This is a genomic window from Paraburkholderia sp. MM6662-R1 (assembly GCF_050436245.1).
In the GTDB taxonomy this organism is placed as follows: Bacteria; Pseudomonadota; Gammaproteobacteria; order Burkholderiales; family Burkholderiaceae; genus Paraburkholderia; species Paraburkholderia tuberum.
The window spans coordinates 821411-834148 of the sequence record NZ_JBNDLV010000004.1; the positions used below are offsets into that span (position 1 = coordinate 821411).

The window sequence follows — 12738 nt, forward strand, 5'->3', positions numbered from 1 at the left end:
TTAGTCGGCGAAGAAAGGAACCCAAACCTAAACGAGGCAAGCAGCCCGCCGCCGCAACGACGCACCAGTCGCCCACAACGACAACCCTGCTTATTGCCCGCGTCCCAGGAACTCCCCCACCATCCGGTTGAACTTGTCCGCATGCTCCCACTGCGCCCAATGCCCGCAGCGGCCGAACACATGCAGATCGGCGTTCGGCATCCCGGCAACGAGCCGCAGGCCGATGTCCATCGGCACGAAACGATCGTCGCGACCCCAGATCACGAGCGTCGGCGCGGTTACTTCGCCAAGGCGCGGCCCGTAGTCGTTGAACTGCTTCGGATTCGCGGCGAGGCTCGCGACGAAGTTCTCGAGATGATCGCGGCGCGCCAGCATGTTCGCGAGGCGCGCTTGCATCAGGTCTTCGGTCAACGCCTTCGTGTCGAACACGAAGACGCTCATCATGCGCTGCAGGTTCTCGATGCTCGGGTTGCGGTACAGCCCTTGCAGCAGCTTGATGCCTTCGGTCGGCATCGGCACGAACTGGCTCGGGCCGCCGGTGCCACCGCCCATCAGCACGAGCTTGCCGACGCGTTGCGGCTCGGCGAGCGCGAACGCGACCGCGCTATGCCCACCCATCGAGTTGCCGATGATATGCGCGCGTTCGATATCGAGCGCATCGAGCAGCGCCTTCAGGCAGCGCGCGTTCAGTTCCGAGCGCGAGCCCTTGCAGACGATCGGGTCGCTCTTGCCCCAACCGAGGCAGTCCATCAGGATCACGCGATAGCCCGCCGCGACGAGCGGCTCGACGTTCCGATTGAAGTTGGCCCAGCCGGTCGCGCCCGGTCCCGAGCCGTGCAGCATCACGACCGTTTTCTCACCCTGCCCCACGTCGTTGTAGTGAAGCTGCATCTCGCGGCCGTCTTCGGTGATGCGGACGAATCGGCTGGTCGCTTCCTCGGTGATCGCCGCTGCTTGCGTGTCGGTGTTGCTCATGTCGAATTCCTTTGTTTCACGGATCAAGTGACCGCGAGTCGCCGTTGACGGCGGACCCGCGCGGTATTTCGGGCTGCAAAGCTATTGCGCGGCCACCGGGGTATAACGAAGTGTCGAGCGATTCACGACGAGCCACGCGCCAATCGCGGCGACCGCGATCAGCGGAATGCTCGCGCCGAGCAGCACGCTCGCACCCTGACCGATCGCGAGCAGTTGCCCGGCGATCAACGGTCCGAGGATCGAGCCGAGACGGCCCACCGCCACGGCCGCGCCGACGCCGGTGCCACGCACTTCGGTCGGGTACAGGCTGCTCGCCAGCGCATACAACACCGACTGGCCGCCAACCAGGAACAGCCCCGCGAGCAGACCGCCCCACGCCATCGACGTGCCGCCATGCGCGCTCAGCAACGCGCCGAGCGCAACGACGATGCCGACATACATGCCCGCGACCGTGCGGCGCCGGCCCATCCGGTCCATCATGCCGGCGATCACGATCGCGCCGATGCCGCCGCCGATGTTGAACATCATCTGTACGACACCGGACTGGACGCGCGTCAGACCGCGAGTCAAGACGAGCGACGGCAGCCAGTTGATCAGGAAATACAGCACGATCAGCGTGCCGAGATAGCTGATCCACAACGCGATCGTCGTGCCCGCGCGTCCTTCCTGCCACAGCGCGTGCGTCACGCTCGCCGACGCATCGCGTCGCGCGCCTTTGGTTGCACGCGCCGCGACGAACTGCGCCGACTCGCGCAGGAACAGCGCAAGCAGCGGCAGCACCAGCAACGGCCCGAAGCCGCCGACGTAGAAGATATGCCGCCAGCCCGCGTCGCCCGGGCTGATGATGCCGACCACCGCCGCGAGCGCCGCGCCGAACGGCATGCCGCAATACATGGCGCCGACCGCGGTGTTGCGCTGATGGGGCGGCGCCGCTTCCGAGCACAGCGCGATCAGATTCGGCATCGCTGCGCCAAGACCGAGGCCGGTCAGAAAGCGCGCGGCGAGCAGGCTGTTCAGGTCCCACACCTGCGCGGTCGCGAGCGAGAAGATGCCGAAATAGCGCGACCGACCACATCAGCACGCGCTTGCGCCCGAGCCGGTCGGCGAGACGTCCGCCGATCGCGGCTCCTGGCAGCAGCCCGAACGCGCCGATGCTGAACGCCCAGCCCATCTGCGCGACCGCGAGATGAAATTCGCGCGCCATGCGCGGTGCCGCGAGGCCGGTCGATTGCAGGTCCACGCCTTCGAGCAGCGCGACGATCAGGCAGAGCCCGATCGTCAGCGCGCCGCCGGCAAGAGGTTTCGTCGACTGTGTTGTTTGCGTTGCTTGCGTTGACTGCCGCATAAAAGTCTCCAATGTTGAGTCAGCGTCGCTCTTGCGGCGACCTTGCTGGATGAAATGAACGCTGCGCGCGCGGCATGCGGCGCCGTCGCGCAGCGTCCGGGTCATGAAGCCACTGCGTCGGTTGCGTGCGCGCGCTTCAGATCCAGTGCGACGTCGACGATCATGTCTTCCTGGCCGCCCACCATGCGGCGTTTGCCCAGCTCGACGAGAATGTCCACGGTCTTCAGGCCGTATTTCTTCGCGGCCACTTCCGAGTGGCGCAGGAAGCTCGAATACACCCCCGCATAGCCGAGCGCGAGCGTTTCGCGATCGACGCGCACCGGCCGGTCCTGCAGCGGACGCACAATGTCGTCGGCGGCGTCCATCAGCGTGTAGAGGTCGGTGCCGTGATTCCAGCCCATGCGCTCGGCCGCCGCGATGAACACTTCGAGCGGCGCGTTGCCCGCGCCGGCGCCCATGCCCGCGAGCGATGCATCGATACGGTCGCAGCCCTCTTCGACCGCGACCATCGAGTTGGCCACGCCCAGCGACAGGTTGTGGTGCGCGTGCATGCCCGTCTGCGTTTCGGGTTTCAGCACCGCCTTCACCGCGCGGAAGCGGTCGCGCACGTCGTTCATCGTCAGCGCGCCGCCCGAGTCGACCACATAGATGCAGGTCGCGCCGTAGCTCTCCATCTTCTTCGCTTCGATGGCGAGGTTCTCCGGCGTGGTCATGTGGCTCATCATCAGGAAGCCGACAGTGTCCATGCCGAGTTCGCGCGCGTATTCGATGTGTTGCTTCGAGATGTCCGCTTCCGTGCAATGCGTGGCGACGCGCACCACGCGAGCGCCCGCGTTGTATGCGGCCTTCAGATCGTGGATCGTGCCGATGCCAGGCAGCAGCAGGGTCGCGATCTGAGCGTGCTCGACCACGTCAGCCACCGCTTCGATCCATTCGAGGTCGCTGTGCGCGCCGAAGCCGTAGTTGAAGCTCGAACCCTGCAGGCCATCGCCGTGGGCAACTTCGATGCTGTCCACCTTTGCGCGGTCCAATGCGCGTGCGATGTCCTGCACGTTCTGGATCGAGTACTGGTGACGAATGGCGTGGCTGCCGTCGCGCAGCGTCACGTCGGAGATATACAGTTTCTTGTCCATGCGGGAAGTCTCCTTAAGCCTCTGATGCCTGCACGAGCGCCTGCGCCATGCGCTCCGCGGTCGCGAGCGCGGCCGAAGTCATGATGTCGAGATTGCCCGCGTAGGCGGGCAGATAGTGCGCGGCGCCTTCCACCTCGATGAAGATCGAGGTCTTCAGACCGCTGAACTTGCCGAGGCCCGGAATGTTCAGCGGCGCGCTCGCGCTGATTTCGTCGAACTGCACCTTCTGCTTCAGGCGATAGCCCGGCACGTACGCCTGCACCGCGGCGGCCATCTGCTCGATCGACTGCTCGACCTTATCGAGGTCGGTCAGCTCTGACAGCGTATAGACCGTGTCGCGCATCATCACCGGCGGCTCGGCCGGGTTGAGTACGATGATCGCCTTGCCCTTCGCGGCGCCGCCGACCACTTCGATCGCCTTCGACGTGGTCTCGGTGAATTCATCGATGTTCGCGCGCGTGCCTGGGCCCGCTGACTTGCTGCTGATCGACGCGACGATCTCCGCGTAATGCACCTTCGCGACGCGCGACACGGCCGCGACCATCGGAATGGTCGCCTGTCCGCCGCACGTGACCATGTTCACGTTCGGCGCGTCGAGATGCGTGTCGAGATTCACCACCGGCACGCAGTACGGGCCGATCGCCGCCGGCGTCAGATCGATCACGCGAATCGAAGGCTTCAGCTTTCGCAACAGCGCATCGTTCTTGACGTGTGCGCCGGCCGAGGTCGCGTCGAACACGAAGTCGATGTCGTTGAACACGGGTAGACGAGTCAGACCTTCGACACCATCATGCGTGGTCGCGACGCCAAGCCGCGCGGCGCGCGCGAGGCCGTCGGAGTTCGGATCGATGCCGACCATCGCCGCGACTTCGAGATGCTTGCCGTGACGCAGGATCTTGATCATCAGATCGGTGCCGATGTTGCCGGAGCCGACGATCGCGGCCTTCAGTTTTTCGCTTGCCATATGGGTTCCCAATCGTGTGCTTGCGCGTGCATGCTTTATGCGGAAAAAGTCGCGCGGACGTTGCCGAGACCTTCGATCTGCGCGCAGTAGGTGCCCGGCTCCTTGACGGCGACCATCGGGCCCAAAGCACCCGTCATCAGCACGTCGCCGGCACGCAGCGGCGTGCCGAGCCGGACCATGCGATCCGCGAGCCAAGCGGCGGCATTCAGCGGATTGCCGAGACACGCGGCGCCATTGCCGCGCGACAGGACTTCCGCATCCTTCGATAGCGTCATCGCGCAGGCCGCGAGATCGATATTGCGCAGCAGGACCGGGCGGCTGCCGAGCACGAAGCGCGCGCTCGACGCGTTGTCCGCGACGGTATCGACGAAACGGATGTTCCAGCCTTCGATGCGGCTGTCCACCACTTCGATCGCCGCGATCGCATACGCGGTTGCGCACATCAGATCGGCGTACGTGTGGCGCTCGTGCAGCAGATCGTGTTCGAGCACGAGCGCGATCTCCGCTTCGACCTTCGGCTGGATCAGCTCGTCCAGCGGAATCGGCTGGCCGTCGCCATACGCCATCGATGCGAACAGCGCGCCGAAGTCAGGCTGGTCGACACCGAGTTGACGCTGCACCGCCGGCGACGTAAGTCCGATCTTGCGTCCGACGACGCGCTCGCCCGCCGCGATGCGCGCGGCCACGTTGGCCTGCTGCACCGCGTACGCGAGCTCCTCGGCGTCGGCCGGGTTCGACAGTTCGACGAAACGCGGGTCGTCGCGCAACGGCGCGATGGTCGCGCGCGTACGTTCCGATTCGCGCAGGCGCAGGGCGAGCGCGTCTATATTGCTTTGAGTGGTCATAGCGGGTTCCTGATTCGGTTAGACGTGGGCCGTCACGGGTCGCGCGTGCATCGCGCCAAAGCCCGCGATCCATTCGGGGATCGGACGGTAGTAATCGAGCGACGCGCGATACGGGCCGCTCGCGTTCAGTGCGCCGAACGCGGCGATCCACGTGCGGATTTCGTGCGCGGACTTGCCGGCCTCGCGCGTGATCGCGTGGTTGGTCAGACCGTCGAGCGCGGTGAGTTCGCCGTCTTCGAGCAGCTTCAGGAACGCGCGATCCCATTCCGGATTGAGCGGATGCAGACGGCTGTCGCCCGCGGCGAACGCACGCGCCGCCGCGATCGTGCGCGCCTCACGCGCCGCACGCGATTCGGCCGACGGATTGCGGCCCGCGATCAGACGCTCGGCGACTTCCTCGCTCGCGCCCGCGAGTTCCGGCACCGGCGGCTCGTGCGAGATGCCGCCCGAGCCGATCACGAGCACACGTTGCTTCGAGCGTGCGAGTGCTCGACCCAACGCATCGCCGAGCAGACGCGCGCGGCGGCATGAAGCCATCGGCGCGGCCACCGAATTGATGAATACCGGCACGACCGGATATCGATCGAGGCCGCCCGTCAGAATCTCCAGCGCTTGCGCGCAGCCGTGATCGACCTGCATGCGGTACGAGACGGCGACGTCGACGTCGCTCGCGAGCACCGCTTCGGCAAGGTCGAGCGCGGTATCGGCGGGCACCTCCAGCGGACCGGCGAGGCTCTTGAAGTCGCCGATCGCGCTCGCCGATGCGCCGATGCAAAACGGCGGCATCACGTCATAGAAGAAACCGTTGTAATGATCGGGCGCGAACACGACGACCAGTTCGGGATCGAACTCGACGACGCGCGCACGCGCTGCCGCATGCACGCGCTCGACTTCCGCGACGACTTCGGGCGCGGGATCGTAATAGCCGTGCAACGGCGTGTGCGAAAGGCATTCGAGCAGCATCGGCATATCAGGCTCCGGCGGTTGCTGCGGTGGCGAAAGTGGCGACGGCATCGGGCGCAAACGCTGCTTCGTTGCCAAAACCGGCCACGTCGGCCCGCCCCGCCAGGTCGAGATGCAGCTGCCGCGCGAGTTCGACGACGAGTTGCGACACCTGCTGCGGCGAGCCCATGCCCGCGACGAAACGATCGGGACGCAACAGCACGACCGATTCCGGCACTCGCGTGAACCAGTCCTTCAGCCGCGTGTTCACATCGCCGATCGCGATGACGTCTTCTGGCACGTCGTCATGGAAAGACAGCTGCGTATCCGGCTTCGCGACCACGAAGCAGCCGCCGAGCCGCTGCCAGATCGCACGCGCCTGCTCCGACAAACCGAAGGTCGGTTCCGCGCCCCAGCCGACGATCGCGAAGCGGTTGCCGAGCACATCGTCGAGTCGCATGACCTCGCCGCTCTCAGTGCGCACGCGCGGTTGAATGAACATGCGGCCGACCGGCGAATGACAATGCGGGTCGCGTCCATACACCAGACGGCCGAGCCGCGACTCGCGCTTCTCGCTCATCAGACCGAGCAGGCGGCCCGGCGCCGAATGCCCCGAGCGTTCGAGCACGCGCGCGAGCCAGCCATGCTTGCGCGGCGTGCGCGCCAGCAATACGACGCCGCTTTCATAGCGTGGCATCGGCTTGAAACGCATTTCGACGAAGTAGCGCTTGACCGCCGGGAACCAGTTGAACGTACGCACGAAGGCGTCGCGAAACTTGATGCCGAAGCGGCTCGTCGGCGCGAAGATGTCGCCCGCGACCTCGGAGAGGTGGATCATCGAGCGCGCATGCGAACGGCGCTCGGCGGTGTAGCTATCGAGCAGCGCATCGCCGGCGACGCCCTTGACCACCATCGCGAGTTTCCAGCCGAGGTTGCTCGCGTCGCGAATACCGCTGTTGTAGCCCTGGCCCTGCCACACCGGCATGATGTGCGCGGCGTCGCCGGCGAGCAGCACGCGCTTCACGCGGAAGCTGCTCGCGAGGCGCGCGTTGTGCGTATAGACGCGCTTGCGGATGTAGTCGACCTTCTCCGGCTCGGCGACGACCTTGCGGATCAGCGCGGCCATGTTCTCCGGCTTCGACAGCTCTACCTCGGTCTCGCCGGGCATCACCATGAATTCGAAGCGGCGAATCCCGTGCGGCAGCGCGGCCGACACATACGGGCGCCGCGGATCGCAATGCATGTACACGTGCGGCGAGCCGATCGGGTCGTTGCGCACGTCGACGACGATCCACTGATTCGGTTTCGTGCGGCCCTCGAACGGCACGTCGAGGGTGCGGCGCACGAAGCTGTTGCCGCCGTCCGCACCGACCATGTACGACGCGCGGATCGTGCGGCGGCCGCTCTGCTCATGTTCCGCTTCGATCGTGACGCCGCTGCCGTCCTGCGTGAACGAGTCGACCGTGTGGCCGAACAGCACCTCGACATGCGGGAAGCGTTGCAAGCCGTCGTACAACACGCGATCGGCCAGCGGCTGAATGAACGCGTTGCGGCGCGACCAGCCGAATTCGTCGGTGCGCGGCTCGATCGATGCGAAGCAGTGACCGTTGCTCGTGACGAAGCGCATCCAGTGATCGGGGGTCGTGTGCGGCAGCAATGCATCGGCAAGGCCGACGGACTGAAACACGCGCAGCGCTTCGTCATCGAGGCCGATTGCGCGCGGATAGTCGATGATCCCGTCGAGCTTTTCGATCAGCACGACGCGCACGCCCTGCAGGCCGAGATAGTTGGCGATCATCAAACCGACGGGGCCGGCGCCGACGATCGCGACGTCGGTGGTGACGGGTTCACTGTGGCCTTGCGCGGCCACCGGGTCGAGCGGTTGGGGCATGTTGTCTCCGTATGTCGACCAGAGTGACCGGGTCGAGATATTCACGGAGCGCGGCGGCGGGAACCGGCTGTCGCCATGGCGAAAAATCGCCTGCGGACAACAGCTTGCGTCTCCATGAAATCGTTGATTTGTTGGCAGTCTAGGACCGGCCACCTGCCCGCTCAACAAAATCTGGAAATTGTGCATAGAATGCACATAGTTGATTTGATTGAGGTTTCAAGTGACCAAATACACGAACGTGCGAGGTCTGTCGCGCGGCTTGCAGGTGCTGCAGGCGCTCAACTCGATGGACAGCGGCCGCGCGACGAGCCAGCAGATCAGCGAGCTGACCGGCCTGCATCGCACCACCGCGCGGCGGCTGCTCGAAACGTTGATGGAGGAAGGCTTCGTGCGGCGCAGCGCGTCGGACGACAGCTTCCGGCTCACGCTGAAGGTGCGCGCGCTGAGCGAAGGCTTCACCGACGACGAACGCATCGCGACGATCGCGCCGCCGGTGATGGGGCGTCTGCTGCAACGCGTCGCGTGGCCGTCCGATCTGACCACGCCCGACGGCGACGCGATGATCGTCCGCGAGACCACGCACCGCTTCAGTCCGCTATCGTTTCATCGCGCGATGGTCGGCCGCCGTTTGCCGATCCTGCTGACCGCGGCGGGTCGCGCGTACTTCGCGATGTGCCCCGACGAGGAGCGCGAGGACATTCTCGATCTGCTGCGCGCGGGCGCGGGCGGCGAGGAGCAAAAGGCGCTCGCGTCGAACGACGCGTTGATTCGCAGTCTCGTGCGACGCGTGCGCGCGGATGGGTTCGGCTCGAATCACGGCGACTGGGCGGATCAGGGGAAGATCGGCGCGGTCGCCGTCGCGATCGTGTTCGAGGAACGCGTGCTCGCGAGCTTGAACGTAGTGTTTCTGTCGCGCGCGGTGTCGCTCGCGGAAGCGAAGCGGCGCTATGTGCCCGAGTTGCAGACGGCCGCGCGGGAGATGGTCGAGGAACTCGCGGCGCAGACCCGCGCGAGGAGCGGAGCGGGCAAGACGCGTGCGGGACGCGAGCGGAAGTCGTGAGGTGGCATTCGCAAGCCGTCCCGCAACTCAGAATCGCGTGCGAATACTCGTCGTCAATTGCAACTGGTTCTTCGCGCCAAACGTCGTCGCGACGACGCAATCATTGTGAAGCTTCCTCTTGTGCTAGAAGCGACCCACGCAGTCAGCCCGCTTTCAAGGCTTCACGTCATCGACGAACTGATCGGTAAACGTGCGCGACAGATCGATATGCCGCCCCTTCACCGCCGGATTGAAGCTCGACAGTACCTTCAGCACCGTCTGCGGACCGTCGGCTGGCATCTTGCCGTCGACGGTGTACATCGGCAGCGAGGCCTGCAATGCGCTGATATACAGCGCCCTGTCGTTGCCGATGTCTTCTTTTGGCATCTGCGCGGCGATTTGTTCCGCGCTGTGGGTGTGCATATAGCGCAGCGTCTTGACGAATGCGCGCGCGAGTTTCGCGGCTTCGTCGGCATGCGCGTCGAGCCACGTGCTTTGCACGTAGAGGCTCGACGCGGGATACATGCCGCCGAGCGCGGCGCGCGTGCCATCGACATTGCGCATGTCGACGAGTACTTTGGCGTCGCCCGCTTTCAATAGTTGAGTAACGGTCGGCTCGGTCGTCATACCCGCGTGAATGCGTCCTTGCCGCATCGCCGCGATGAAACTGCTGTCCGCGCCGACCGGCAGCAGCGTGTATTGCGTGGACCGCACGCCCGCGCGCTGTGCGAGGTACTGCGTGAGAAAACTCGTCGAGGAGCCGAGCCCCGTCACGCCGAGCGTTTTACCGCGCACGTCGGCCATGCTCCGGATCGAATCGGCCGATTTCGCCGCGACCAGTTGCACTTCGCCGGGCACCTGGCTGAACACGACGATCGTCTTCACTTCCTTGCCGCGTGTCTGCAGATCGATCGTGTGATCGTAGAAGCCGACCACGCCCTGCACCGCGCCCGCGAGCATTTCGTTTTCGCCGTCTATTCCAGTCGGCTGCGACAGCAGTTCGACGTCGAGCCCTTCGGCCTTGAAATAGCCGAGCTGTTCGGCAAGACGCGCCGGCAGATAGATGAGCTTGTTGGTACCGCCCACCATGATGGCGAGTTTCTCCGGCGCGGCGGCTTGCGCAGACGTCGCGAGTCTCGCGAGCGCGCACAGCGCGAGCGACGCCGCGACGGCGGCATAGGCCGCGCGCGAGAAACGCGTCAAGGAAAGCTTCATGGGGGCTGTCTCCGTTATCTTGCGTCTGGGCGCCGCGCGGGTCGCCTGCCCGTGATTTTGAAGGTGCGAACCCTTCCCGATGCTTTTCCCGGCTGTGCATGTTGCGCAAACCTCGGGTTTATCCCGATCACTTCGGCGCTGCGCGCGGAAACGTCACGGCGATATGCACACCCTTGCCGCCCTCGCCCGCCTTCAGCGTGATCTCGCCGTGATGGGCGTCCGCGATTTCGCGCACGATCGCAAGACCGAGGCCCGTGCCCTCGGTATCCGTCGACGCACGAAAGAACGGCTCGAACACGCGGCTGCGCGATTCGGCCGGAATGCCGGGGCCGTTGTCGGTCACGCTGACCGTCACCGCATTGGCCGCGGTATCAGCGTTCACGGCGACCGTCACGTGACCACCGCTGCCCGTATAGCGAATCGCGTTCTCGGCGAGATTCGCGATCAGTGCCTGCAACAAGCCGAGATGTCCGAGCACCGGCGCCGCGCCGTGCAATTCCGCGCCCAGATCGATTTCACGTGCCTGCGCGAGCAGGCCGAGATCTTCGACGACCTCCATCGCGAGCGGCACCAGATCGACGCGTTCCATGGCGAGCTGCGAGTTGTCGGCGGCCTCGGCCTGCGCGAGCAAAAGCAGCTTGTTGGTGAGCCCGACCATCGACCGGTTGCTGCGATGCATCGCGGCAAGCGCTTCGTCGAGCGCGGGATTGAGGCCTTCCTGCTGCCGCGCGAATTGCAGTTGCGTGCCGAGCAGCGTGAGCGGCGTGCGCAACTGATGCGCGGCGTCGGCGATAAAGCGCCGCTGCGCCGCCACCTGCACGCCGAGCCGCGCGATGCACTGATTGATCGCATCGACGATGGGCCGCAGTTCCGTATGCAGACGCTCGACGCGAATCGGTTCGAGCTGCATCGGATCGCGGTCGGCCACCTCGTCTTTCACCTTCATCAACGGCCGCAACTCGAACGTGAGCCCGATGCAAACGAGCGCCACCGCCAGCGCGATCATTTCGAACTGGCGCACGAGTTGCGGCCGCCACAGCTGTTGCGTCATCGCATCGCGCGAGCGCACGGTTTTGCCGACCGTCACACGCACGGGACGCGTCGCGCCGTTGTCGTACATGAGCCGCACGATGTCGACAGCGCGCACCTGCTGGCCGTGCAACTGCGTGTAGTACGAATCCGGCACGTCGGGCGCCCGCAGCGGACGCGGCGGGAAATCAGGCGTACCCGCGAGCAGCCGCCCCTCGTCGACACGCACGCTATAGAACACCTGGTCGCGATACGGCGATGCGAAGATCTCGAGCGCGGCGGGCGGCACATCGACACGCAGAAAGCCGTCGCTCCATTCGACCTCGCCCGCGATCATCCGCGCCGACGCGACCAGCTGATTGTCCTGCACCAGATTCGCGGTGTGCCGCGCGTTGTCGTACTCGGTCTTGCCGGTCACGAACACATAAAGCGCGAGCGGGACGAGCAGCCACCACAGCAGGCGTATGCGTAGGCTATTGGCCATCGTTACTGGTCGTCTTCCCGCTTGCGCAGCAGATAGCCGAGCCCGCGCAGCGTGACGATCGCGGCCGAGCTGCCATCGAGCTTCTTGCGCAGACGCGAAATGTAGATCTCGACCGCATCCTCGCTCGGCTCGTCGGCGAGCGTGAAGATCGCATCGACGAGCGCCGGCTTCGTCACTGTCTTGCCGAGGCGCAGGATCAGCGCTTCGAGCACCGAGCGCTCGCGCGGCGTCACGTTCAGCGGCGCGCCCTTCAGCGTGAACTGGCGCGTGTCGATGTCGAACGACAGATCGCCGCACACCACCTCGCCCGCTTTCGACGGCGACTGCCGCCGAATCGCCACCTTGATGCGCGCGATCAGCTCGCGCACTTCGAACGGCTTCACCAGATAGTCGTCGGCGCCGGCGCCGAGCAGCTCCACCTTCTCGTCGATCGAGCCGCTCGCGGTGAGGATCAGCACCGGCGTCGCGTCGCCACGCTGACGCAGCCGGCGCAGCACGTTCTTGCCCGACAGCTTCGGCAGGTTCAGGTCGAGCAGGATCACGTCGTAGTGATTGGTGCGCAGCAGGCGGTCGGCTTCATCGCCGTCCTGCACGGCGTCGAGCGCGAAGGCCTCCTGCTCCAGCATCTTCGCGAGCCAATGCGCAAGCGTGGGGTTGTCTTCGATCAGCAGCAGCTTCATGGCGGCAACGGCAAAAGTCAGGTCGTCGATTGTGCCTTAATACAAGGGGGCCGCGCGCATACCGTGTGGTGTGCCGCATACGTCCAGTGCCCGCCGCGAGCGCGGTGCCGATCCGCGCGCAATGTCGGCGCATTTTCGGCGCATTTTCGGGTTAACACCCATGTTTCGCGCCAAACCCCGAAAGCTGCCAGAAGGT

The 12738-nt window shown here is 65.4% G+C and carries 10 protein-coding genes and 1 pseudogene; 1 reads left to right on the top strand and 10 read right to left on the bottom strand.

Translation table 11 applies throughout. The features are described from left to right. Positions 1-90: 90 nt before the first annotated feature. From OKW39_RS33625 to OKW39_RS33655, 7 genes and pseudogenes are all read right to left on the bottom strand, one after another. Positions 91-975 (bottom strand): alpha/beta fold hydrolase, encoded by an 885-nt coding sequence (locus OKW39_RS33625; protein ID WP_429564598.1) that lies wholly within the window; start codon positions 973-975, stop codon positions 91-93. A gap of 81 nt (positions 976-1056) precedes the next feature. Continuing rightward, positions 1057-2320 (bottom strand): annotated as a pseudogene (gene mhpT, locus OKW39_RS33630) (3-(3-hydroxy-phenyl)propionate transporter MhpT). A 101-nt stretch (positions 2321-2421) separates the two neighbouring features. Continuing rightward, on the bottom strand, positions 2422-3453 hold the full coding sequence (gene dmpG, locus OKW39_RS33635; protein WP_187610570.1) for a 4-hydroxy-2-oxovalerate aldolase: 1032 nt from the start codon (positions 3451-3453) through the stop codon (positions 2422-2424). A gap of 13 nt (positions 3454-3466) precedes the next feature. Continuing rightward, positions 3467-4417 (bottom strand): acetaldehyde dehydrogenase (acetylating), encoded by a 951-nt coding sequence (locus OKW39_RS33640; protein WP_429564599.1) that lies wholly within the window; start codon positions 4415-4417, stop codon positions 3467-3469. 35 nt (positions 4418-4452) lie between these two features. Continuing rightward, a complete protein-coding gene (locus OKW39_RS33645) occupies positions 4453-5262 on the bottom strand; it encodes a 2-keto-4-pentenoate hydratase (protein ID WP_429564600.1) in 810 nt (269 codons plus the stop codon). Between the two features lie 18 nt (positions 5263-5280). Continuing rightward, positions 5281-6231, bottom strand: a complete 951-nt coding sequence (locus OKW39_RS33650; RefSeq protein WP_429564601.1) for a 3-carboxyethylcatechol 2,3-dioxygenase — start codon at positions 6229-6231, stop codon at positions 5281-5283. Between the two features lies 1 nt (position 6232). Then, positions 6233-8095, bottom strand: coding sequence for a bifunctional 3-(3-hydroxy-phenyl)propionate/3-hydroxycinnamic acid hydroxylase (locus tag OKW39_RS33655; RefSeq protein WP_429564602.1), 1863 nt, complete (start codon positions 8093-8095; stop codon positions 6233-6235). Positions 8096-8315: 220 nt separating this feature from the next. Here OKW39_RS33655 and OKW39_RS33660 point away from each other — a divergent pair, with 220 nt between their 5' ends. Further along, positions 8316-9155, top strand: coding sequence for a DNA-binding transcriptional regulator (locus tag OKW39_RS33660; RefSeq protein ID WP_184024662.1), 840 nt, complete (start codon positions 8316-8318; stop codon positions 9153-9155). A 153-nt stretch (positions 9156-9308) separates the two neighbouring features. Here the strand turns inward: OKW39_RS33660 and OKW39_RS33665 are convergent, their stop codons facing one another. The 3 genes from OKW39_RS33665 to OKW39_RS33675 form a co-directional block, all read right to left on the bottom strand. Next, the gene (locus tag OKW39_RS33665; protein ID WP_090807499.1) at positions 9309-10349 is read right to left on the bottom strand and encodes an ABC transporter substrate-binding protein; all 1041 of its coding nucleotides are present in this window, start codon (positions 10347-10349) and stop codon (positions 9309-9311) included. Positions 10350-10476: 127 nt separating this feature from the next. Further along, complete coding sequence (locus OKW39_RS33670; protein ID WP_429564603.1) at positions 10477-11862, bottom strand: sensor histidine kinase; 1386 nt, start codon at positions 11860-11862, stop codon at positions 10477-10479. Positions 11863-11864: 2 nt separating this feature from the next. Continuing rightward, positions 11865-12542: a response regulator gene (locus tag OKW39_RS33675; RefSeq protein WP_018423692.1), complete on the bottom strand. Its 678-nt coding sequence runs from the start codon at positions 12540-12542 to the stop codon at positions 11865-11867. Positions 12543-12738: the final 196 nt, after the last annotated feature.

Bases quoted from the DNA above. Each gene is read 5' to 3' on its own strand.
- OKW39_RS33625 (WP_429564598.1), bottom strand. From the start codon at position 975: ATGAGCAACACCGACACGCAAGCAGCGGCGATCACCGAGGAAGCGACC.
- OKW39_RS33650 (WP_429564601.1), bottom strand. From the start codon at position 6,231: ATGCCGATGCTGCTCGAATGCCTTTCGCACACGCCGTTGCACGGCTAT.
- dmpG (WP_187610570.1), bottom strand. From the start codon at position 3,453: ATGGACAAGAAACTGTATATCTCCGACGTGACGCTGCGCGACGGCAGC.
- OKW39_RS33675 (WP_018423692.1), bottom strand. From the start codon at position 12,542: ATGAAGCTGCTGCTGATCGAAGACAACCCCACGCTTGCGCATTGGCTC.
- OKW39_RS33665 (WP_090807499.1), bottom strand. From the start codon at position 10,349: ATGAAGCTTTCCTTGACGCGTTTCTCGCGCGCGGCCTATGCCGCCGTC.
- OKW39_RS33655 (WP_429564602.1), bottom strand. From the start codon at position 8,095: ATGCCCCAACCGCTCGACCCGGTGGCCGCGCAAGGCCACAGTGAACCC.
- OKW39_RS33645 (WP_429564600.1), bottom strand. From the start codon at position 5,262: ATGACCACTCAAAGCAATATAGACGCGCTCGCCCTGCGCCTGCGCGAA.
- OKW39_RS33670 (WP_429564603.1), bottom strand. From the start codon at position 11,862: ATGGCCAATAGCCTACGCATACGCCTGCTGTGGTGGCTGCTCGTCCCG.
- OKW39_RS33640 (WP_429564599.1), bottom strand. From the start codon at position 4,417: ATGGCAAGCGAAAAACTGAAGGCCGCGATCGTCGGCTCCGGCAACATC.